Source organism: Mycoplasma phocoenae, from assembly GCF_012934855.1.
In the GTDB taxonomy this organism is placed as follows: Bacteria; Bacillota_I; Bacilli_A; order Mycoplasmatales; family Metamycoplasmataceae; genus Metamycoplasma; species Metamycoplasma phocoenae.
Genome location: NZ_CP051481.1, coordinates 50,341 through 75,799 on the forward strand (window position 1 = coordinate 50,341; position 25,459 = coordinate 75,799).

The 25,459-nt window shown below is 27.4% G+C and carries 9 protein-coding genes and 1 tRNA gene; 5 read left to right on the top strand and 5 right to left on the bottom strand.

Going from position 1 to position 25,459, the window contains the following annotated elements:
- Window position 1: 1 nt before the first annotated feature.
- Entirely contained in the window at window positions 2-544 is a 543-nt protein-coding gene (locus HGG69_RS00200) for a hypothetical protein (RefSeq protein ID WP_169604807.1), read from the bottom strand.
- A 222-nt stretch (window positions 545-766) separates the two neighbouring features.
- Here HGG69_RS00200 and HGG69_RS00205 point away from each other — a divergent pair.
- The 4 genes from HGG69_RS00205 (at window position 767) to HGG69_RS00220 (ending at window position 4,994) form a co-directional block, all read left to right on the top strand.
- A tRNA-Arg gene (locus HGG69_RS00205) sits at window positions 767-843 on the top strand.
- Between the two features lie 83 nt (window positions 844-926).
- A complete protein-coding gene (locus tag HGG69_RS00210) occupies window positions 927-1,910 on the top strand; it encodes a lipoate--protein ligase (RefSeq protein ID WP_169604808.1) in 984 nt (327 codons plus the stop codon).
- Window positions 1,900-2,703, top strand: a complete 804-nt coding sequence (locus HGG69_RS00215) for an alpha/beta hydrolase (protein WP_169604809.1) — start codon at window positions 1,900-1,902, stop codon at window positions 2,701-2,703. The genes HGG69_RS00210 and HGG69_RS00215 overlap by 11 nt, the downstream gene beginning before the upstream one ends.
- Window positions 2,704-3,227: 524 nt before the next feature.
- Window positions 3,228-4,994, top strand: a complete 1,767-nt coding sequence (locus tag HGG69_RS00220) for an MATE family efflux transporter (RefSeq protein ID WP_169604810.1) — start codon at window positions 3,228-3,230, stop codon at window positions 4,992-4,994.
- Window positions 4,995-5,096: 102 nt separating this feature from the next.
- On the opposite strand, the gene HGG69_RS00225 is transcribed toward HGG69_RS00220, so the two are convergent.
- From HGG69_RS00225 to HGG69_RS00240, 4 genes are all read right to left on the bottom strand, one after another.
- Complete coding sequence (locus HGG69_RS00225) at window positions 5,097-13,847, bottom strand: rhoptry family protein (protein ID WP_169604811.1); 8,751 nt, start codon at window positions 13,845-13,847, stop codon at window positions 5,097-5,099.
- A 3-nt stretch (window positions 13,848-13,850) separates the two neighbouring features.
- On the bottom strand, window positions 13,851-22,190 hold the full coding sequence (locus tag HGG69_RS00230) for a hypothetical protein (protein WP_169604812.1): 8,340 nt from the start codon (window positions 22,188-22,190) through the stop codon (window positions 13,851-13,853).
- Window positions 22,191-22,216: 26 nt separating this feature from the next.
- The gene (locus tag HGG69_RS00235; RefSeq protein ID WP_169604813.1) at window positions 22,217-22,444 is read right to left on the bottom strand and encodes a hypothetical protein; all 228 of its coding nucleotides are present in this window, start codon (window positions 22,442-22,444) and stop codon (window positions 22,217-22,219) included.
- A 195-nt stretch (window positions 22,445-22,639) separates the two neighbouring features.
- Complete coding sequence (locus tag HGG69_RS00240; protein ID WP_169604814.1) at window positions 22,640-24,397, bottom strand: ribonuclease J; 1,758 nt, start codon at window positions 24,395-24,397, stop codon at window positions 22,640-22,642.
- 161 nt (window positions 24,398-24,558) lie between these two features.
- On the opposite strand from HGG69_RS00240, the gene HGG69_RS00245 reads away from it, so the two are divergent.
- A complete protein-coding gene (locus HGG69_RS00245; RefSeq protein WP_169604815.1) occupies window positions 24,559-25,443 on the top strand; it encodes a cation diffusion facilitator family transporter in 885 nt (294 codons plus the stop codon).
- The last annotated feature ends 16 nt before the right edge of the window (window positions 25,444-25,459 follow it).

Sequence of the window (25,459 nt, forward strand, 5' to 3'; positions counted from 1 at the left end):
TTTAAATAATTTCAAAATAGTGTAATAAGCATAAGGTAATAATAACTACTGCCACTATCATTATTAATGATACTCACGCAATAAATCATTTATTTCATTTCGGTTTTGTTGTTACTGTATCGCTTACTTGTTCAACAATAATTTCTTTTGTTGATTCTAGTTTATTTTCTTTAACTTTTTCTTGTTTAAGAGTAGTTGGTTTTTTTGTTTTTTTGGTTTCTTTAGTATCAACGAGTTTTTGTTCATTAATGAATGTAATAGCTTCTGCATCATTTACTTTTGCTTCTTTAACTTTTTCAATAATCAATTTAGCTCTTTCATATGGTGCACTTCCACGAAAAGCACCATCTCTGTGGAATCATATTTTTGAATCACCTTCAAGTTTAGATGCTTTATTCATAAATGCTTCTAAGGCTTCATTAAATGTTTTAAAGTTTTCACGTTTATCAACTTTTGCCATTTTTAAGTTAAATGTAATGTTTCTTTGTTTATCAAATTTCTCTGACAAATAAAATTTATTTGTTGATGATTTTTTTTGTGCCATATTTTTCCTTTCAATCAATTTTTTTCAATACTCATTAGTGATGTATGTATTATAAAATAATTGAATAGAAAACTAAAATATCAAGGCAAATTTCATTCAATACTCATAATTAACGTGTAAATTGGTTTTTTAAATTGTAAACAGATGATATTTAATACATCTGAATTAATGTTTTTTAAATCTATTATTAATTTTTTGTGCTAAAATGTTTATACAAAAAGTGGTCGCGTAGCTCAGCTGGATAGAGTACGTGCCTTCTAAGCATGTGGTCGTGGGTTCGAGTCCCGCCGCGATCGCCATTTTTTTTATTCTTTTTTTAGTAAATAATATACTTAGAATTACACTATAATTTAATATAGAATTATTTATTAAAGGGAGCTATATGAAAATATATTTAGCAAAAAAATATACACCATACTACACACTAGTAATGGAAGAATTATTAATTAACGATAAAGATATAAAAGAAGATATCGTATATATTTATCAGCACGAAAACGCTGTTATTATCGGAAGAAATCAAAACGTACACGAAGAAGTTAAGATCGATGAATTGAATAAAAATAATGTTAAATTAGCGCGTCGTTTGAGTGGCGGAGGAGCTGTTTACCATGACTTAGGTAATATTAACTTTTCTTTTATAACAAACAAAAGTGAAGGGCATTCATACGAAAAATTTTTACAACCTATTTTAGAATTTTTACAATCGATCGGAGTCAATGCGTACTTTAAGGGAAGAAATGATTTAGTTATTGATGATTTAAAATTTTCGGGTAATGCTCAATACGTGGTCGGGGATAGAATTGTGCACCATGGAACCATCTTATTCAATGCTGATTTACAAAAATTAGGAAACTACTTAATACCTTCAAAACTTAAAATGGAATCAAAAGGTATTAAATCAGCCCGTCAAAGAGTAACTAATGTTGTTGACGTTTTAAAAGAAAAAATGACTGTTGAAGAATTCATTCATGGAATGATTTCATTTTTCGAAAAAAAAGGTAATTGCAAAGTCGAAGATTTGCCTAAAAAATATGACGATAAATTTGAAGAATTGAGCAAGTACCGTCAAAGTAATGAGTGATTATTTAAAAAACAATTTCCATTTAGCGTCACAAATGAAGCTAAATATGATGCGGGTATTTTAAAAGTGAAATATTCAGTTAAAGAAAATGTTTTTGAAAATTTAGTTTTCGAAGGAGATTTTCTAGCATTAACTGATCATGACGAGGCAATAAAAGCAATATTGAATACTGAATACAACAGAGATGTTACTAGAAAAATATTAAAAGATCTAACTAATATCAAAGAAATGTTTGGTGGATTGACAATTGAAGAAATTCTATTAACTATATATGGTGAATAACATAACATTTGAAATATTGGGCGAAAAAATAAATTCATATGTCGAGCAAACTAATAAACCAAAAAAAGTATTATTTTTGCATGGCTTTAATTCTTCATTTAAAATTTTTGAAAAAATAATAAATGAAAAAAATAGAGATTTTGATGTAGCGACATTTGATTTTCCGGGTTGCGGGTCATCTTCTTGTGAAAACAAGGTTTGCTTAGAAATTTATCAACAAATAACAAGGGAATTTATTAAACTGATTGGTTATAATAAATGTATCATTGTATCACACAGTTTAGGTGCTGTCAGTGCGTTAAGAGCAGTCGTTGATGGTTATGCTCAATACGCCATATTAACGAGCCCTTATAACTATTATTGAAACACTCATCCTTTATTGAATCAAAAAATGATTTCTCAATATAAAGAAAATTCATTTAAAAATTCTATTTTAGAATTAAATGGAAAAATGAAGACCGGTATTGAAAAAATCAATTTTGAAATGGCGAAGTTTTTTTTAAAAAACAATAAATTTCACTTTTTATGTTTTGAACAAATATTTAATACTGAATATACTGAATCTGTTATAAGACCATTGTTCAACTCTACTCATCAGTATTCAATAATTACTGGTAAAAATGATTTTTACGTTCCTTATGACACGTGCGTTAAAGTGGCAAATGATCAAAATATTGAAATCATTTCTTTCGATAATGTGAGCCATCATTTATGAATTGATATCAATCAATCACAAACACAAATGATTATAGGTTATATAGAACACATATTTGATAAGGACATAAAATGTTAAAGGAAAAGTTAGCACAGTGAAATGCATCTTATAAAAAGATGACGAAATTGAAAATTATTTTTAATACATTTTTTATTATTTTATTTTTATGTGCCCAAATAACAATAACGACATTGAGCATTTTAAATAAAATCAACTTTTTATGAACAATAAATGCATTTACATTTACACTGATTATTTCTTTGGTTTACTTTTTAATAATCAAACATATAATTTGGAGTTTTTTAAAAAAAGATGTAAGGCTATATTTGATTTACAAACATTTTAACGATCGGGATTTAAAATATTTATTAAAATTAAAAAGAAATTACTTTCCATTAAAAGGTTTTGAGGAATTTTACAAAAAAAGTTTAATTGAATTAAAAGTGATAATTGAAAGATTGGACGAAAAAAAATACAACGAACTATTCAAATAAAGAAAAAAATAAAATCAGCTACTTTAATGTGAAGTTGATTTTATTTTTTGTTTTTCTATATAATTTGATTTTAAAGACATTATTTAATAATATAAGAAAGGAGAAAATATGAAAGTAAAAAACAAAGGCCAAAGCAGAGCTATTCAACTATTTGAAAAAACCCCTATTAAAAAAGCTATTTTTATTGTTGCGTTACCTGGGTTATTATCTATGTTGATGATGGGTCTTTATTCGTTTTTTAATCAGGTTTTTATTTTAAATTTTGTGCCCAAAACAATAGCTTTATTTAATGACGATTTATCAGGAGTTCAAGGTAACATTTACACATATTTAAGAGAAGGAACTCCAATAATATCTCACAGCACGTTTAATGAAATGTGAAAAACTTATAACTCTTTTGTACAACCGGATAGTAGAATTAGTCAAATTTCCAGTGATATAGTTTCATCTATATCTATTAATGCCACAATACCGTTTATGCTTTTTGGAAACGCATTGGCTTTACTGATACCAGTAGGTGCTAGTGTGTATTACACTAAATGTATTTCAAAAAAAGTTGAAAACACTGCTAAAAATCTTTTTGCAATGTCATTTTGAACAACATTAACATTAACGTTATTTTCAACATTTATTATATTACTAGCAATATGAACAAACTTAACAGGATTAATAACTAGTCATACTAAATTTGATACTAATGCACTAATTATGTTAGATAACACAGCAAATTGAACCAATGTAGCAAATTCTAAAGTTTTTGTAGAATATTACAAAGCAAGTCATGACATTTCAACAGCTTGAGCCAATAGCTATTTATACTGTTTTGCTATTTGTGCAGCAGTTCAAGGAATGTACTTATTATTGTCGTTTTTCATTAGAGCTGAAGGAAAAAACAGTTATGTAATGATTTGAGCCATAATTGCCAATTTAGTTGGATTAGCATTGGATGCTGTATTCATCATTGTATTTAGATTAGGTATATTAGGTGGAGCTCTAGCGACATTAGTTGGATGAACGATTAACCTTTTTGCTTACTTTATTTATGTATTAATAAACTCAAAAAACGGAGATACTTGAATAAGTTTTAAAGAATTGATCAAATTTAAAATGGATTGACAAATTTTGATGCCTATTATGTTGCTGGGTATTAGTGCATTTGTAAGAACATTAGGTGTAGCGGTATTGAATTTAGTTGTTACGGTACTGCTGAATAAATTACCATATTCAGACGGTTTTATTAATGTTTATAATTGAGCTAAAGCTTCTCCTTCAATAACTTTATTCTTTGTAGCTCTTTTTGGAATCAGTGATGGAGCTGCACCACTATTAAGTTATAATTACACCCAAGGAAATAATAGACGTGTCAAAGAAACTTATTATTGAACTTTATTCATTTCGTTTATGTATTCCATAATTATTTATGTTATTGTAGCTTTACTAGCTAAATATTTTATAAAACTATTATATGTACCCGAAGGTCGTACCAATGATGTAATCAAATACATTAGAATTAATATGTTAAGAATGGTATTTTATTCATTTTGTATTGGTGGTATGTTGCTGTTTAGAGGTACAAACAATATTAAAATGTCAATATTCATTTGTGCACTAGAATCTTTTATAACACTTTGGTTCGTTATGGGTGCTTGCGTTGGAATAGGCTTTATATTATATGGTTTAGGTGTAAGCAAAAACATTTGTGCTTTAATGGTGTCTGTTGGTTTTAGTGTCAATGCATTAACATGCGCATTGATTGTTCAATTTATTTCATCACGTTGATTGAAAAAAACATTGCCTAATATAGGCTATATTAGAAAATCTTGAAGTAAAAAAATAGAAGATCAATTTTTTGAAAATGCGATAAAAATCAATTAAGCTTTAAAAATTAAAGTGGTAAAAGCTTTGATTTTTTTATAACAAAAATAACATTAGTCTTGCTAATGTTATTTTTTCTATTTTGAAATTACATCAAAGTTGTTAATTTTCTTTAGTATTAAAGAAGAATTCTACAACCCCTGACATGAATAATTCAGATTTTCTTCCGTCGTTTTGGTTTAATACTCCGTCTTGAATATAAATCGCAGACGAACGAGCGTTTTTAACAATAACATCTCCGTCACGCATTGTTTTTACAAATGGTGCAAAGTGGTTCTCATTGGCTGTACTTCCGTTTAATCTTGTAAAGATATTATTTTGTTTATTTAGATTTGCTCACGAATCTGATCGTTCTAATATTCATGAACAAAATTGTTCATTTGTTCATACGTAAATGGTTTCATTGTTATTTCCAGTTTCAACTCTATCATATCTTGAATCACTTGTTGATTTAGCCTTTGCGATATTATTCATTTCAAAGAAGTCGATGTATGCGTATATGTTTCCGTTTTCATCTACATCAAATTTGAATTTTAATGTGTTAATAGTTGCGGCAGGCATAACTTTTGATTCGTTTTGAGTATTATTTGGATTTAGAGTTATAGTATCTAAGTTTCAACTTTGTTGTTGAAATCCTATACTGTATTGTGATGGTACCGCTACTAAAGCAACGATAGAACCGTCTTTAACAAATGTTTTAATTATTTGTTTTGAATTGAAAGGTTTGATCATTGAGTATTGTCCAAATGTATATAATGGAGCAAAATCAAATTTCATTCCTACATTTGAAACATCATTAAATGGAACTACTTCTGTTGTATCACCTAATTTAATTTGTTTTGCATTGTGATCAATAATTGCAAATGAATCATCATTAGATAATTTGTAAGCTTTTTTAAATGATTCTAACATTTTATCTACAATAGCTTGTTTATTTGCTGTGAAGTCAAAGCCTTTAGATGCTCATCCTAATTCGAAGGCATTTCCTATTTTTACTTTAGCTTTAAGACCAAATCTTTCTTCATTTGAAACACTGCTGTTGAATATAGCAGATGTACCCGCTTGTACTGCTACTATATTTTTAGTTTTAAATGAAATTGTTACATCTTTTACAATTTCTAATCCATCGAAATCATTGAATGTTTGTAAATTACTTGGGTTATAAGTATATTTGAATTTAAACATTACATCTTTATGAGTTTCAACATTTCCCATCTCTTTAGCAGTATATCAGTTTCCGCTTTCTTTTACAATTGATACTTTAAAGTTTAACGGGTTAAAGAATGACTGATTTGCACCTTTAACATCAATTTTAGTGAATGCAAATTCGTCGAATAAACCGAGTAATGAAGATGCATTTGTTATATCAATTTCAGAAATTGAGTCTTCACTCGGTTTAATTTTATTGAATTCTTGCTCAAACATTTCTAAAGTTGTTGTAGCTTGTGGATTTACTACTTCAAACGCTTTTTTACCGTTTGATGCTTGAATATCAATCAATTTTTTGAATAACTGTTGATGTTTATCCTTAGTAATTCATGTGGTAAAACTGTCAATATTTTCCAATATATTATCAATACTATCTTTAGTTATATTAGTTAATATGTTGTTACCTTCTATGAAGGATGCGTCTGCAGTAGAATGGATTTGTGTTTTTAAGTTTTTAATTTTGTTTACTTCAGCTGAATATGTATCTTCTAAAGTTTTTAATCTTGTATCTGAACCACTTACTTTTGTGTTTCAATTTACTGACATGAATAACTCAGCATAAATTTCTTGAAGTGTTGAACGTTTTGATAAAACTTGTTCAATTTCATTTTTGAAAATATTTACTAATTCAATGTATTTTTGTCTATTTTCTTTAGCGTCTTGTAAGTAGTTTTGTATTTTTACAGCGTTTGTTGTTGCTTTAATTTCTTCTAGTCTTGAAACTAGGTTTTCTCTTACAGAATTAATTTTTTGTAACATGTCAGATGTTCTTGTTAAGTTAGCTTTTTCTAGTAATGTAGTTGATGAGTTACTAATTACGTTTCTTCTTTCAAAAACATTATTAATTGCATTTACAATACCATCTGTACCGTAAAGTGTTTCAACATCTGCTTTGGTTTGATTAACAAATTTTTCCACAGATAGTGATCCATTTTTCACCAATTCCATGTTTTTCAAAATAAAGTCAATTAAGAATGATTTACTTGGATTAATTCCAATATACTGGCTTCTTTGATCTGGAGAATCAATTACTTGTGCAATAGCGTCTGCTTCGTGAGTATTAAATGCTGTAATTAATGATTTTTGACGAACTATTTCTTCTCGAGCTTGTTTTCCTTTAACTGTTCATAAGTCCGAATCATTACTAAAGTTTTCAATAAATTCATCCATTACTTTAGCTTGTTTTAAAAGAGTGTCGTTTTGGTTTGTAAGGATGTCTTTTACGAATTTTTTAAATGCTTGATAAGCTTTTTCTAATTTTTCGTTAACTTCTGATATTGTTAAATTATTTACATCAGTAAAGGCATTGATAATTTTTTCTTCAACATTGTCAAATGTGATTTCTTGAGAAACTCATTTAGCATTGTCAGGATGTTTTAAAAGATCAATTATTGCTTGTGTGTTTGAAATTAATGTAGATGCTGAATTTCTTTTTACTTTAATTAATTCATCGATTTTGTTTTGAATGTCGTCAATTAAATTAATTTTTAAACTTTCATCATTAGGATCTTGCTTGTTAGCGTTTTTAGCTTGTTGTTGTAGTTGTTTTAATTCATTGTATTTTTGATTTACTTCTGCTGTATCTAAGTGAGCTTTCAAGGCACCTTTTTGTTCTCTTAAGTAAACATCAATTTCATTGATTTTATTTTTTAAGTTTTTAGAGTTTTCAAATACAAAGTTAATTGCATTTTGTCTGTTTTCCGCTGTCACATCATTAGATAATCATTCATTTATAATTGTTTGATATTGATTAGAAATCTCGGCAACTTTTTCAGCTGTTAAGTTTGATTCATGAATAGTTATTTGTGATAATGCAGAATCCAATTTTTGTAATTTTTTGTTTAACACAGCTTTTTCGCTGTTGTCTAATGTTGTATCACTATCAATTTTTTGTTTTACATCAGATCATTTTTTGTATGTTTCAATTCTTGCTTTATATAAAGTTAATTCTTGAATTTTGGTTTCTAACGTGTCAACTGTGACATCTTCTCTTGAATACATTTTTTTAGCTTGATTTGCACGATTTATTAAATCTGTTTTGTAATCACTAATGTTTTGTTCATTAGTCATCACTGATGAAGCAAAGGCATTTACTTCGTTTGTTTTTTCAGCTAATTCAATGTATTTTTGATATACATCTTTTAGAGTGGAAATTTTTTGATTTTGAACGTCTAATTCTTTTGCAGTTGCAACATTTCTAATATTTTCAGCATATGCTTCTAATTTTAATTGGGTTGCTGAATATAGATTTATGTATGTGTCTGCACTATTTGTGTATACATCTCATTCTTTAAAGTTTTTCAATTTTTCAATAGACTCTTTACGGCTTGCGTACATAGATTTTATTTTTTGTAATTTGGTTTCTTTAACTTCAATACTTTGTTTAATTTCTGCATTATCTGCATCTTCAGCAGTTTTAGTTAGTTTAGGATTTTTTTCTCATAATGCATTAATTAAATTATTGACGTCTGTTTGTAAATTCTGATAATCTGGATTTGAAACAGATTCGGTAGTAATGAAATCTTTTCACTCAGTTATTTGTTCTGATAACGCTTTTTGTTTGTTGACAAAGTTTTTAGCTTGTAATGCTCTTTGATACACATCTTTTAAGTGTTCTTTACGTTCGTAATCACTCATATAAGCATTAGGTAATGAATCAGATATTATTGATTCCAATCATCTGTTAACTGTGTTTTTAGTGTCATTATTACCATCTACTGAACCAATTTGGTGATATTCAATATCTTTGTTAATTTGTAACAACTCATTAACAACGTTTGAAATTTGTGCTGACTGAACGATTCTTTGTTTAGCTGCTTCAATTTTTCCTATGTGTTCTTTAATTGATTGTTCAGTAACATTTTGATCTTTAGATCCGTACATCATTCTAGCTTTGTCAATCAAGTCATTTAATTCATCGATGTATTTAGCTGTTGTTTCGCTAGCACCGTCTTTAAATTGTTCTTTTATTTTTAAAGCGCTACCAACTTGTAAACCAAGTGCTGCTGTTTCTTCTTTATTTTGAATTATGTGGTTGATTTCATCACTAACTTCTTGAAGTTTTTCTTTTGTACGTTTTTCATTTTCTTCATCTAATTTATTAAATATAAATGAAGTTTTAACTTCTAATTCAGGATCCATAAATGCTGAAACTTTATTTGATTCAGAAGCTTCTTTTAAAATTTCAATAACATCATCACTGGCAGCTGTTGATTGTTGAATAAAATATTGTTTACCATCTACCATTATTTTGTTTTTGTTTTGAATTTTGGTTCTTAATTCATCTTGGGTATTTTTTAGTCTATCTAATAAATCTTTAGTTCTACCATTAGTTTCTGAAGTAAGATCATCACCCGACAAGAATGAAGCATCCGCTTCAGGACTGATTGGATAACTATTTAATAATTCTTTGAATAATTTAATACCGTTATTAATTTCTTTTAAAGTTCCTTGATTATTTTTTTCTTTTAATTTTTCATATTGATTCATTTGATCAGCAACTTTAATTAAGGCATTGATATGTTTATTAACTGCATTGATTCTTTGAGTTAATCTATCATAATCATCTTTTGTAACATCTGGATTAGATCTTAATTTTTTAAGATCTTTTTGGATTTGTTCTCTAAAAGCTTCTTTTTGTGCTTTTATTTTTTGATATGCTTCTCCACTACGTGTTGGGTCACTTAATAAATCTGCATCTGCAGATGTTGTTCCAAACTTATTAAATGTTTCATCTTCATATGATTTTAAGTTTTTGTTAACAACGTCTTCATAGAATGCATTGAAAATATCTTTTTTCATTGCATCTAAATCTTCCATTGTAGTGTTGCCGGTATCTTTAGACGCTTTATCAAATTTATCTTTAGATTTTTTGTATTCTGGGAATTCACTATATTGATTTAACTCGTCTTGTCCTTTTGCTGTATCTTGAAAATCGTCGTTACACATTTGTTTTATATCATCAACTTTTTGATTGTATTCGTTAATTAAATCAATACGTTGTTGTTTTAATTCTTCTATTTTATCTACTAAATTTTTAGTTAATTGTTCTAACTCTCCATCATCAAAGGATTGTTTTTCTAAAATTTTATTGTAATCATCTTTAAGGTTCTTAATCTCGTTATTTACCAAATCAGATAAAATTGCTCTTTTTGACTCTTCTAAAGGCACAATTGTTGGAACTTCATTTTCAAATAGAACACGTAATTTATGTTTTTGTTTGATTTCTTCCACTGCTTTAGCTAAAGCTTCTCTTTTAGCTTTTATCGTTGTAGGTGTGTCGTTTTCACCTGGTAAATTTCTATTAATAGCTTCTTCAATAGCATTAGAATCTTCTTTATTTTTTTCTGTTGAAAGAGCTGAATCATTTAAAATTTTTTGACTCTCTACTAATGCTTGTTTGGCAATATCAATTAATTTTTGGTTTTCCAACATTTGATTAACTTTTAATTCACTTGGAGTTGAATTAGGATCTTTAGCAAATTTATCAATTGTTTTTAAACTTTCATTAAATGCTAATTCAGTAGGCGATAAAGATGAATCTGTTTTTTTAATTTCTTCTTTTTGAATTTCGCTGTTTATTCTATCGATAATATCTTTTTTATAACCAGCTTCCAGTTTTAGCACATCTTCTAATGATTGATTCAAGACGCTTGTAGCATCTTTTTCTGTGGGTATTTCTTCTCCTGCGGCTATTTTTTTCAGTAGTTTATCTAGTTCAGTTATAGCTGATAAATGATCTGTACGAACTTTTGCAACTTCGGCAGCACCATCTGTAATTGCTTCACTTTTATTTTCAAAATCTTTTTGTGCGCCTTCAATTTCTTTAACTTTTTGAACCAATTTTTGAACGGCTTTAACTTCTCCATTTAATTTTTTAACTTCTTCGTCACTTAAACCTTTTTCTGAGGCTACTTTTTTAAGAGCTTCTAGCCTTGTTTTTAAGGCTTTTTTGCCTGCAGTATCTTCGCCATTAAATGTTTGATCAATAAAATTATCAGTATCACTTAGTAAAGAACTTAAGTTGTTTTCAGAACGTTTTTTATCCAATACTTGTACAGCTTTATTTAATTGAGCAGTTAGCTCAGTAATTTGTTCTGGAGTAGAATTTGGATCATTAATTGCTTCTTTAATTTTTTGTTTTAATTCCTCAATTTTTGCAAAGTCTTCTTTGTATTTTTCTAATGAAGAAGCATTATTTTCTTTTAATAAATTCATTAAGTCATCAGCTTCTGCAATTTGTTTTTCAGCATCGTTTAAGGTGTTTGCTTTTTTAGCAATATCATTTACCTTAGAATTTATTTTATTTATATTTGCTAATGTTTCTTCCACCGGATAATCTCCGTAAGGATTATCAATTTCATCCAATATATTTTGAGAAACAGAATTTAATTGTTCTTGAATATCTGCTAATTTGTTTAATTGTTCCTGTTCGTTTTCAGTTGGTACATAATCTTTACCTTGACCATTTTCATCAAAAATACGTTTAATGTTTTCTTGTTGTTTGTTGAAGTTTGATATTGATTCTTGTTGTTTTAATAATACCTCAAGGAAATTTACACTAACTTTGTATTTTTTAATTTGGTTATCTAATTCTGTAGATACAATCGGATTGAAATCAAACAACATTTTTTCAGTTTCATTATTAATAACCGTTAATTTGTCCGATACTTTTTCAATAGATTGTTTTAATAATCTTAAAATTTCATTATTATCATCAATTTTAGCTAATTTATTAATTTGATCTTTAGTTGTAATGTATAAATGTTTTAATTCGTTTTTTTGCGATTGTCTTAATTGTTCACGGAACAATTCTTTTTTTGCAAGAATTTCTTCACCGCTAACATTGGCGATTATTTTAATATCTTGAATACGCCCAATTAAATCAGTAGCTAATTGTTTAGCTTTTGGACTTAAATATTTGTTTTTAACAAAGTTTGAATAGTCATTTACATTAATAATACTTTCATTTACTTGTTTTTCCAATTCATCCAATTCAACTCTAGATTTAATAAGTTGTATTAAATCGTTTAATTTAACATTTATTTGTTTTTCTAATGTATCTATGTTGATTTCGTTTTCAAATAAATTGTCTAACCCTTGATTAAATAATAATTTTTCATGCTCAGAAATAACAAATGATTGTCCAGATAATTGTTTAGATGCTTTATCTAATTTATTTTTAACAAATTTTATTCTTTGTTCAATAAATTGAATTTTGTTAACTTTTTGAACACAATTTAATTGAATTTTTACCAATTCTTCTTTAGACACAATACCTTTTGATAAAGCTTTAACTAATTTAGGGTTCGCATACACAGTTTGCAAAGCATTTTTTAGATATATAACTTGTTTGTCCGCTTGAACAGACCCAACAAAACTTGCTAATTTTTCTACTATTGAATCATTTGTAATATTTTCATCAGCCTTGGCACTAATTATGTCCACAAAGGCATAAAAATCTTTTTCAGCGAATTGAATATCTTCTTCTTGAATAGAAGTGTCAAATTTGTTTTGAATTATATTTCTAAAGTATTTACTAATTTCTTTGTATTTAATAGCCAATGGTGAATTTTTAATTGAAAATTCAGTAATGTCACCCTTTAATATTTTATGATCTTTTTTGATTTTTATTAAAGCATCTAATATTGAATCTAATTCTGCATTAGATGTTGCTTTTTTAATACGTGAAGATAATTCGTTCATTTTTGCAACGAATTGATCATCAGTACTTAGAGGAAAAATTTTATTATATGCATCATTTATAAATGCAATACCGTGGTTTAAAATTTGAGTTTGTAAATCGTTGTATTTTGTTTTGTAAATATCAGCTAATTTTTGTAATTGAGTTTTGTCTTCTCTTATGTTTGATAATTTTTCTATTAATAAACGTTCATTTATCTCAATGTCATTAATTCTAAAATTTTTAGCTGTCAATGCTGTTTCAATTTCATCAATATTATTTTGTAGATCAAATCTTAAGGCTTTTGAAGGTAATAAAGTTTTGATTTCAGTTACATAATCTGAATAAGATTCGTCGTTAGAATCTTTTGTTTTTAAATATTTAGCAATTAATGTTTCTTGCTCATCTAATTTAGAATTTAATTTATCAATGTATTGGTTATAAAAATCTACATTATCTTCTTTTGAGGTAGTTCAAATATTTTGGAAGAAAGTTTTTAAATTTGTGATATTTTCTGATTTAAATTGTGATATTAAATCACTTTCTCTTAAACGTGCTTGTTGATGTTTTAAAAATGTTTCTAATTTTTTCACATCTTCTTTAGTTAAATTATCTTTTTGTAGAGTGTTTGTAACTCATTCACCTGCTAATTCTTGTAATTTGTCATTAAGTTTCTTTAAGGCTTCTATTTTTTTAACACTGTCTGAATTTGCATCATTAAATTCTTTAAGAGCAGCTTGCTCTAAATCAGAAAATTCTTTCAACTGTTCATCTGTTAAATTTAAATCGTCTTTAAGTTCGTTAAATAACTCTTGTGTTTCTTTTAAACTTTTATCAATATATGTTTCTTTTTTAGCTTCAGTATGATCAGTTAGTGTGTATGTAGCAAGTGTAGCAGCTGATAAAGCAGCTACTAAAGCTAAAGCTGTCGTGCTTGCTAATGATTTTGTAAATTTACTCATATATTATCTTCCTTCCTCTTTGTTTTTGGGATGTAAATTATTAGTTATTTTAAAACAATCTACTTCATCTCTAAATTCTTGATTTGAAATTCCTTTCGAACTAACACTTGAATCTTTAGTTCATTTTTTTCCTAATGACTTATTACCCTTATTTTGATTATGAGTTATTGCAACTGCTGCTGTAGAAGCTGCTTTAGTTCATCCGACTATATCTTTGTGGGCTTCGTAATGTTCGTCTATTTCGGCATATAAATCATCAGAATTCGGTATAAATACATTATTTCATATTCATTGTGTATTATGTTTAAATTGAATACCTAAATCAGTATTTGAATAAAATTCTAATCCTTGGCTAATTTCTAGAGAGAAGAAGAATACGGCTCCATAGTCATTTTTAGCGCCTGTGTAATCTTTTTTATATTCTAAAGGTATAGCTACGAATCAAGGAATTCAATAGTTAGCTGAACCCCTATTAGTAGAAACTCCATCCATTCTGGTATCCGCATCAGCTTGAGATCAGAACATTAAATCAGCAGATTGTTTATATTTATCCTTTTGAACATGTTTATTTGTAGCTTCATTATTAAATCTTATTTTGAATTTTAGGTTATTTGATGTAGAACGATCTTCTTCTTTGCTTACTGTTCCATTTATTACTTCATCTCTAACATCTTCTGTGAAATATTTAAATCCATTTTGTGCTGCATATATTGCACCATTTTGTATTATTGAACCAACAAAGTTTGAAAGTAAGTTTTTATTATTTCATCCTGCTTTAGATGCTGTAAACAATGTTTTTTGATCTCATTCTGCATTATTGTTAATATTTAATGGAATATCATCTAATGTAACTTCATAATTTTTAAATGTGTTAAATGTTACTCAAATATCTGTAAATGTTTGTGAATATGAACTGACATCATTAAAGAAATTATTTGATGAAGTCGGTTGTTCATATACAACTTTTAATGATAATTTTGTTTTCTTAATAGATGTATCTGTTTGTAAATAAACTGGTACAAATTCTGTTTGTCCTTCAGATTTAACTAAATACACTTTAACATTATCTAAATTGTATGGCATTGTTGTGTTTTTTAGTATCATGAATTTTTCAAACATATTTAATAACTCTGTTTGATCATTTAATAAAATTTCGTCGTTAGTTACAGTTAATCCATTTACTTTTTCAATAAAATCTTCTAGTAAAATATCATCGTTTGTTTTTATATCTTCATAGTTATGTGATTCATTAACTGATTTATTTAAATAATCAAAGAAGAATGAAATGTTTGATTGTTTTTTAATTCATTTGTCTAAACCAACTGCTGATTTGTAAACTTTTAATAAGTTCGGTAATTGTTGAGAGAATGAGTTAGAATCATTGTTTACTAATTCTTTAATTGATATTGTAGAATTTGCAACTATTTTAAATGACGAAATAATATTGCTAAATTCTGCGTTGTTATTTGCATCATATTCTTGGTTATTAGATCCCGCAATTAAAGATAACATATCTGTAAAATTGGTTCTTTGATCAATATATAAATTGTACAGTGAAACAAGTGTAGAAGCGTTGCTACTACTGCTTGATGATACTTTTCCAATTATTGACTGTAATTTTTTGTATGAAGTTGCAGTTAAATCTAATAAATCTCTATAATACTCGAATTCTGCATTTAAATCTAGATTTTCTGGATTTGCTTTTAATTTAGCTTCTGCTCCTTCATCAAATTTAGCTTTTTGTTTTGATTGTATTGTGTTAATGAATTCATTTATTCCAGTAGTTAATGATGTAATATCGAATTTCTCTCCTAGTACTTTTATAAATGAAATTAAATTTTTCTCTGCACCTTCAGTCAATTGCGATTTAAACTCTTCTAATTTATTTGTTACAAACTGTATAGAAGATTTGGATTGATTTTTCAATAATGTGTAATCTTGATTTAATTTATTTAATGTTTTTTGTGATACTTTTGTTAATGTTTTAAAGTTTTCAACACTGTTATCAATAATAGCTTGCGCTGTTTGTATATCTTTAACAAATGAATCTTGTTTATCTTGCAAGTTAACTAATGAATATAACATGCCAGTTGATAAATAATCATGGAATTTTGATAAACGTTCTTTAGCTTTAGATAATTGTTCTTTCTCATAAGTTACAATAGCTTCTTTTTGAGCAGCAACTGCTGTTTTAGCTTTATTTAATTTATCGTGATATGTTTTAACATCATCCATTGTATTAATTTGGACTGAATCTTGCAATGCCTCAATAGCGTCTGCTGTAAAATCAGGTAAAACATTAAATGTGTCACCATATGTATCTTTAATAAATTTGTCAATTTCTTGTGCTTCAGTTTTAATAGCTCTTACTTGAACAGTCTTAGCATTATTGATTTTTGCAATAAATCCTTCTGTTAAATCATTAATTAAAATCATTGTTTTTTGTTTTTGTTCTTCATTGTGGTTTTCAGCTACTAATAAATCAAATCCTGTTGCAATTTGTTTTATTAGTGGAGTAAAGTATGTATTTTTGAAAGCCTCTTCTTCAGCATTTTTATAATCAGCATGTTCAGTTTTTGTATCTATATTGTATTCATTTGCTGAATTTAAAATAGCTAATAAATCTTTACTGTTTTTGTATGAAAGATCAAAACTGTTTCTTCCGTTTTCTAAGTATTTATTTCTTAATGTGTCGTAACCAGCTTGATTATTCAAAGAATCATTGCTTTCTAATTCTTCCTTCATTCCATCTAATATTTTTTGTAATGGTAATTTTTGTTCAGCGGTTAATTCAGTATCATTATTTAAAATTTGTGTTTTTTCGCTGTGCGTAATGAATAAATCTATTTTTAATCTTAATGATTTTACTTTGTTAATTTTAGCGTTAGCTGCAATTTCTGTATTTGTGTTATAGTATCAGTTATTTGCAGTATCTGTAGATTGAGCTTTTTGAACCTCTGTAATTTGAGTTTCTAAGGCTGTTTTGATTTCAGCTAAATCAGCACTAATTGAGTTTAATGAATCTATTCTAGCCATTTCGTTTTGAGCTAATTTTATTTCATCAGCCATTTCTTTGTATTTAGCAAATAATCCATGAATTATTGTTGTATCTAGTAATTTTTGTCTAATTGAATCAACATCCTCAGATTCTTTTAATTTATTTAATTGTTCTTTGTAGAAAATTGTTAAATCTTTTAGTAATTCGTCGTATTTGTTATCCGTATTATCGCTAGTTAATTCTTTTTCTTCAACTATAGCAAATCCTGTTTGATCATTTATGATTTGATTGATTGCATTTTTTCTTTCGTTGTAAATGTTTTTAGCTTTTTGGAATGATTTTGTTAAAGTTTTGGCTTTGTTTTCTAATTCTTTAGTTAATTCAACGAAATTAAATTGATCACCAGGCATTGCTGGTACAGCTGTCATAATAACATCAGCTATGTTTTTAGCATCTTTAATGTATCCGTATGAATCAGATTTGTATTGTGCTGATAAATCATTCAATGCCGCACTTTGTTCGCTCAATTTGTTTTTTAGTTCTTCTACATGTAACAATGCTTTAGAAACAACTGAATCTAATGTGTCTAATTGTGTAGGATTTTCTAAAATTGAACTACTGTAACTGATAAGTTTTTTTAGATATTTAATTAAATTAGTTTTAGCTTCATCTTTGTTTAGATTAGTACCTTCCGCGAATTCAATACCTTTAATCGCGTTATCTAAATCAAATATTTTTTTGTTTAATGCTTTAGCTTTATCTAGCTGTTTTAATAATGCTGTGATTTCTCTTTCTTTGTCTTGTAACTCATTGTATTTAGAAGGATCACCATATAACGCTTTAGCTTCAGCAAGTTTTGCAGTAATTTGGTCTTTTAATTCTTTTTCTAAATTAGTTGCATCGGGAACTTCTGATGTTTCAGCAATTCTTTTTTCTGCCTCTGTTACTTTTTCAGCTAATGCAATTATTTTTGGCATATTGCTTTTTACTTTATTAATTTGTTTATTAATTTCTTTTATTTTAGCAATTTTTTCTGCAGGAGTTAATGCTGGTACTTCAGTACCTACATTGTTTAAATCTTCTCCGTATTTATCCAATAGGGCTTGAACGTCTGTTAAAGCTTGTGCATCCGCTCCTTTTTCTGCGTTAGATGCATCATGTTTTTCTTTAAATAACTCTTTAACAGTTTTTCTGTTTTCATGAATTTCATTTTTAGCTTCATCAAGTGTTTTAGAGTTCAATATTGCTTCGTTTAATTTATAAGAATCATTTAAAATAGGGCTTTTATCTGTAGAATCAACTTCATCTGTTGAAGGTACAAAAGCAATCAATGCTTTTTCTAGAGCTGCTTTTTCTGATTCTTTTCCAGGAATCTCTAATTCTTTCAATCTTTCAGCTGCCGCAACTTGTTCTTTTAATAAGTTTTGTAATGCTTTCATTTTTTCAGTCGCGTTTTGAACTGCTGAAATATCGTTTTGAGTATTTTTATCTTTTATAGCATCGTTCAATTGTTGAATTCTATCTTTCATTTGTTGAATAACGGCTTTGGCTTCTGGAGAAATAGCGTTTTGATCTAATAAATTCATTTTTTCTTCAAATTGACGTACCATGTCATCAGCTTTATTTTTTTCTTTGTTGAATACATCTTTGTTATAACGAATTTGAATTTGTTTTTTGATATTTTCTAAATCTTCATTTGTTAGTTCATTGTTTTGGTTTTCAATTTTATCTAAAAACTCTTCTTGCAATTCTTCTAATTGTGATTTTGTACCATCATTCATCGGGATGATATTTAAAAATTTTTCATCATTTAATAGCTCTTCAATATTATTTTTAATAACGTTTTTTTGGTTTTCAAAATCTTCTTTTATAACTTCTTTTTCTTCTTGATATTTTTTAATAGCATTACGCATGTCTGCTTGAGCTTGTTCAAGTTCTTCTAAAGTTGAGTCTTTGTCTTTTAGTATAGCTTGATATTTATCGATTTCTTTTTGAATTTCTGCATCTATATCATTGAAAATTGCACGAGGTGTTTTATCCCTTTCGTCTTCGTGTAATTGATTTTCTTTAACTTTTTCTAGATCTAATAAAATTTGTTTTGCTTCTTTAGCAGCTTCAATTTTTTTCAATGCATTTTTAATATTGTTAATTTTATCTACAATTTTTGATTCAGAATCTGCTGGATTAATACCGTTTTCTCTTATTTTTTCTACTAAGTTTTGACGTAATTCAGCAAATTCTTGTGGATCAATATCTTTGTAAGCTTCAATAGCTTCGTTTAAGGCGTCGAATAACGCTTGTTGTTTTTGAATACTTGTACCTGTATTTTGTACAGCTGTAATATTATCATCATTTGCATCTGCATCAATATTTGCAATGGCTGTATCTTTTTGTTCTAAAAATGAATTTATTGCATTATTAACCAATGAATATGGTTCATCTTCTGCATTTTCACCATCTTTTGGTGTTACTTTTTTTCCTTCAACTATTGTTGCTTCTTTAATCAATTTAGCTTTTTCTGCGTTAGCTTTAATTTTATCTTTTAATTCATCGATTTTAGCTTTCATAGCAGCTACTGTGTCTTTATTGTGAATATTAGGGTCAAAGAATGTTGTGCCATCCATAGGCTCTTCACCACTTAAAAATTTATTTCACTTATCTAAGTCTGCTTGTGTTTTTTTATTTTCTTCTTGCAATGTTCTTGCTGCTTGTTGTATTGGATCATTTGGATCTGCGTTTGAATCTAATAAGCTTTCTAATGTTGCATCGGCGTCTTCTTGTGCTTGAAGTGTTTCTTTTAATGAAGCTTCAGTATTAGCAGTGATTTCGATTGCTTCTTTTATTGTTTGCAGTTGTTCTTTTCTCTCCTTACGTCATTGATCAATTTCAGATTGTTTCAATGATGGGTCTGGATTCTGAATTTCATCAGCCAATTTATTTACTTTGTCAGATAAAATTGATTCTACTGTAGTTGGTTCACCTGAATTTGATCTTTTAGGACCAAAAACACCCTTGATAAGGTCGTTAACACTTTTTGATTGGTTTTGTTTTTCGAATTCACCAATTGCTTTTCTTAAATCGTTAATTTGTTTTTCAATATCAGCAGCAATTTCAGGCATGCCATCACTTCTTAAAGGATCATTCATGGCTTTTAATGCTAATTCTTGTGCTTCTTTAAGTTTTTTAATTTGTTCCCCAAATTCTACACGAACAGCTTTAGAAGGTTTGATGTATTCCTCGTATAATTTGTCCGCGTCATTGTTTTGGTTTTCTAATTCTTTTATTTCTTGAAGTTTTTGTTTTAAATCTTCAGCATTATCGTTTAATTCGTTTAATTTTGCTATTTTTTGTTCATAAGATAAATTAGGATCATTTTGAACATTTCTTATGTTTTGTTTAATAGTGTTTAATTCTTTTAATAAAACGTTTTTAGCATTTGATTCAATACCATTTCACATTTCATTAACATCTTCTTTGAAGATATCACATTTATTATCAATTTTTGTTACTTCAATAGCAACACGGATATCGTCATAATATTTATTTAAGAATTCTGTAGATTTTATTAATTCAGATCTTGTGGCTGTAGAAGTTTCTTTAAAAGCTAATTCATATTTTGGTTTTGAATCTGCAAAATCTTGTTTCATGGCTTTAGGACAATCTTTTAAAGCAGCTTGTTCAGAAATAAGTTTTACATAATGTTTTAACTCTTCTTTATTAATGTTTCTGACAACGTCTAAACATTCTTCGTAAATCGCTTCAATTTCATCATTTGAATTTTGTTCTTCTTGAGCAGCTTTCAATGTTGATTCTACGTTGTTTAATTTTTCTAATAATTCTGCATTAGAAACTTTTATTGATTTATCGGAAATGTTTTGAATTGAGTTTTGGGCTTGTTTGATTAATTTGTCAATTTTATCGTTTAATTCTGATTTAACAGCATTTTCAAAAATGCAGTCACTCTCAACTTTGTGAAGTGCAGTTGTAAAATCTAATAGATTGTCATAATTGATTTTGTTAATTTCTTCGATGTATTTATTTTTAGTTTCTTCACTTAATAATTTTGTACCTGTAACATTTTTAATTGCTTCATCGTGTAAACGTTTAGCTAAGTTTATTGAATATACTTCTTTGTTAAATTGTGATAAAAATTCAAAAGCTTCGGATTTGTTTTGATTTGAAACAAAGTCTTGTGCTTTTTTTATTACTTCATTTAAAGGTTTTTGGAATTTTTGTTCTAATACAGTGTTTAATGATTGAACTTTTTCTAAACTTTGATTAATTAATTTAGTTATTTCAGTTTCGTCTTTAAATCAATTTGCTGCGTTATTAACAATATTATTTAAATATGAGTCAACAACTTGTTCAGCTGTTATTATATTTTCTACATTACCTAAATCAATTAATTCTGCAGATGCTAAAGTTCCTCAGTTATTTGTTACAAAAGCTTCCAATGCATCAATTTCTTTAAAAATTTCAACTTTTATGTTTGAGTCCAATGCAGTTTTTTCTATCTCTGCTTTTGCTTTTTGTAATTTAGCCTGAATATTTTCTTTAGAACTTTTGTTGTTTGTTGATTCTTTTAATAATGAATTGGTTAAATTGGTTTTAAAGAAAGATTCTAATTCAATAACTGCATCTCTAGTTAGTACGTCCGCTTTTAATCTTTTTGTAATTAAATTAATGATTTTAGAAATTTTAGATGTTTCTTGCGCAATATGTAATCTACTTGTTTTTTGATATTGTTGTCTTTCGTATTCATACATTAATTTTTCTAAAGGATTTGTAATAGCGAATTGTTCATCACAAATTTTGTTAGTTGCTGCTACAAATACGCTTTTAGCTTGCGAATTGTCTTCACCTTCTTTGAAATCATTAATAAGTTTTTGCTGTAATTCTTGAGCTTTTTTTAGTAAATCGGGTGAATTAAGAATTTGGTTGTACTCATTAAATGCTAATTCAAGCTCTTCAACGCTATTTGCACAATTAACTAAAACTTCTGCTTGAAGTTTTTTAATCAAGTTTCTTTGTTCAATCATTTTACTTACAGGTAACTCATTATTGTTTAAAATGTCGCTATCACCTTTAAGTAATTGTTCTGCATATTGTAATTCTTTTTCTAGACGTTTTTTGTCTTCTGGTAATAATTTATCTTTATTGTCTTTTAAAAAGTTTTTAGCTTTTTCAGTTTCTGAATCCAATTCTTTAAATGATGTTGTTTCTGCTTTTGGAATAGTTGCTTCTGAATTTGAGTGAAGAAGTGGTACTGTAATAGCTAAAGCTGCGGCAGGTATAATACCCAATAGAGCTAATAAAGCCATCTTTTTATTTTTTTTGTTTTTCATGTTTCCTACTTTCATTAGTTTAGTGGTTATTTGTTAAAGAAATTAAACAACCCATGAACTCTTTGATCAACAGTTCAAAGTAATCCGTCTTTAAACGAGTTTTTGTAAATTAAGAAATCAGCTATAAATGCTATTGACACAGCTATAATAGCTAACAAAATAATCACAAATAAAATCGCTAAAATTTTTTTAAATATTTTTTTCTTTGGTTTCTGGTTATTCAAATTTTCTTGAATAATTTGCGAATCTGCCATAATGCCTCCTTTTTTTTCTGTGTAAATATTTATTTAAAAAGTATAACACTATAAGTGTTTTTTAAAAAATTTAAAGTTTTTTATAGAAAAAAAACAGTTTTTATAACGAAATATTCTCATTTTTGTGTGTAATAAAAATCATAAAAACTATTTATAATTGTGATTTTTTTCCTAAAAAAACAAAAACCAATTATTTTAATCGGTTTTTGTAGTATCTTTTTTGGCTATTTTTTTTGGTTTTTTTTCAATGTTTGTTTTGTGGTTTGATTTGGTTTTTTTAGTGTTTTCATTAACTAATAATATCGTTGATAGTACAACAACATTTCTACGTTTTTCTTTGTAAAAATAAGGTTCTAATCTATCTTTAATCAATTGTTTTAATTCAGGTATTGTTCAATTATCTTTATTTCTAATTGTGTATAAAACAGCACTGTGAACTAATCTTTTTGTTTCATCTAATAATTCTGTTGAGTTCTTCACATAGAAAGCTCCTCTTGAAACAATTCTTGGTCTACCGTGAATAATTTTCTTTTGTTTATTAATTGCAATAATTACATGTACAAAACCATTCGTGCCTAACTCTGTTCTTTCTTTTATTATGTTAGAGTTAATTTTAGATACTATTTCACCATCTATAAATACTGGTCCAACATGAATTTTTTCATTTGATAAAGTTACTTTGTGATTTTTTAGTTCATATACTTCACCAAGTTTAGCAATAATAATGTTTTCCTTTGGAACACCACATTCAGTAGCTGTATGTCCATGAACTACACTCATCCTGTATTCACCATGATAGGGCATAAAATACTTAGGTTTTGTTTTGTTAAATATTGTTATATGTTCATCTTTATAAGCATGTCCAGATGTATGTAAATAACCGTCTACACCATTTTCTTTTATTATTGCACCTAATTTGTACAATCTGTTAACTAGTAATTCTATTTTTGATCTATTACCAGGAATTGGGCTAGAAGAAAATATAATAACATCATCTTTTTTAATTTCAATTTGAGGGTGTTTACCAAAACTCATCTTAGCAAGTCCTGCTAATTCTTCACCTTGAGAACCAGTTGTTAAAATTAATAATTCATTCTCGTCAAATTTTTTCACATGTTTTTTATCGATAAAAATTTCATCTGGTGCATCGATATATCCTAAACGCCTACCAATTTGAATACCCTGAGTCATACTTCTACCGAAGGCAACAACTTTTTTATTCAATTTAGCACCTAATTCAATAATTGCTTTGATACGTGTTAAATTAGAAGCGAATGCAGTAACAATAATTTTTCTTTTTGCATTAAGCATTATTGATTCAATATCACTTAATATGTCCTTTTCACTTGGCGAGTGGTTAGGACGCATAGCATTAGTTGAATCACTTAATAAAATATCCAATCCTTCTTTACCCATTTGTTCTAATTTTGTAAAGTCTGTTAGATTACCGATTGGTGTGTAATCAAAACGGAAATCACCAGTACACATTATTGAACCGTTTGGGGTTGTAAAACGAATACCAAATGCATCAGGAATTGAGTGTTGTGCTGTTCATACATCTACCACAACATCGTCAAATACAAATTTTGAATCTTTTTCTAGTTCAAAAAATTCAATATCATTTTTGATTTTTAAATCAGCAAATTTTAATTTTAAATACTGAATAGCAATTCTAGGTGCATATACTCTTTTTACGTCTACTTGTTGTACTAAATATGGTACTCCACCAATGTGATCTTCATGTCCGTGTGTTATAAAAACACCTTGAACTTTTGAAGTATTTTGTTTTAAGTATTCAAAATCTGGAATACTTCCTTTAATACCAGTTGTAAATGCGTCCATGAATTTAATCCCACAATCTAAAACAAATATTTTATCGTTGTGTTCAATTCCCAGGGTTGATTTTCCAATTTCTTGCATCCCCCCCATACCTCATAATTTGGTTGGTTTCATAATTCTCCTATATTTAAATGATTTTAATAAAGTTAGTGTTTTTAATCGCAGTTAAAATTAACTTAATTATATATAAAAATATTATTAATAAGTAAAAAACAAAATTACAATTTTTTTTAGTTTATTTTATAATTTGTTTATTACAAACTTAGGAGAATTATATGCATAATCATAATCACGACAATGATTTAAAAAATTTAAACAATATAAGTATTATTTTTTACATCAGTATTGTATTGAATTTATTATTCACTATTACTGAGTATGTTATGGGTTACATTACTGATTCACTTTCATTAATTGCGGATGCTACTCATAATTTTGGAGACGTAGGAAGCTTAATCATAGCTTTAATAGCTCACAAATTATTACAAAAAGCATCTAATAAATTTTATACTTATGGTTATAAAAGAATCTCAATAACGGCAGCGTTAGTAAATGCAATCATATTAATTGTTTTGTCAATAAATATTGGTATTAGTGCTATTGAAAGATTCACGGGAACGCCGCAATTAGTTGGACTTCAAATAATTATTACTTCAGCAGTCGGAGTTGTGATCAATACTCTTTCAGCTTTATTGTTTTGAAAATCACAAAAATCAGACATTAACATAAAAGGGGCGTTTTTACATTTATTGATTGATTCGTTAGTATCAGTATCTGTACTTGTTTCAGGAATAATTATTCAATTTACTGGTTGAAATCTTATTGATCCAATTATGAGTATATTAATTTCAGTAGTAATATTACTTTCAACCTGAAAATTATTACGCGAAAGCTTTAAATTATCATTAGATGCCGTGCCTAATGGCATAAACGTTTCTGAGATAGAATCAATGATTTTAGAAAATCAAAAAATTAAATATATTCATCATTTACATATTTGAGCATTGAGTTCAAGAGTAAACGCTTCAACAGTTCATGTTGTTTTAAAAGAAGAAATACCTTTTGAAGATTTTTTTGAAATTAAAAAAGATATCAAAAATAAAATGAGAAACAAAAATATAAAACACATAACAATCGAAATTGACAAGCCAAGATATTAAATATTTGTAAAAATTT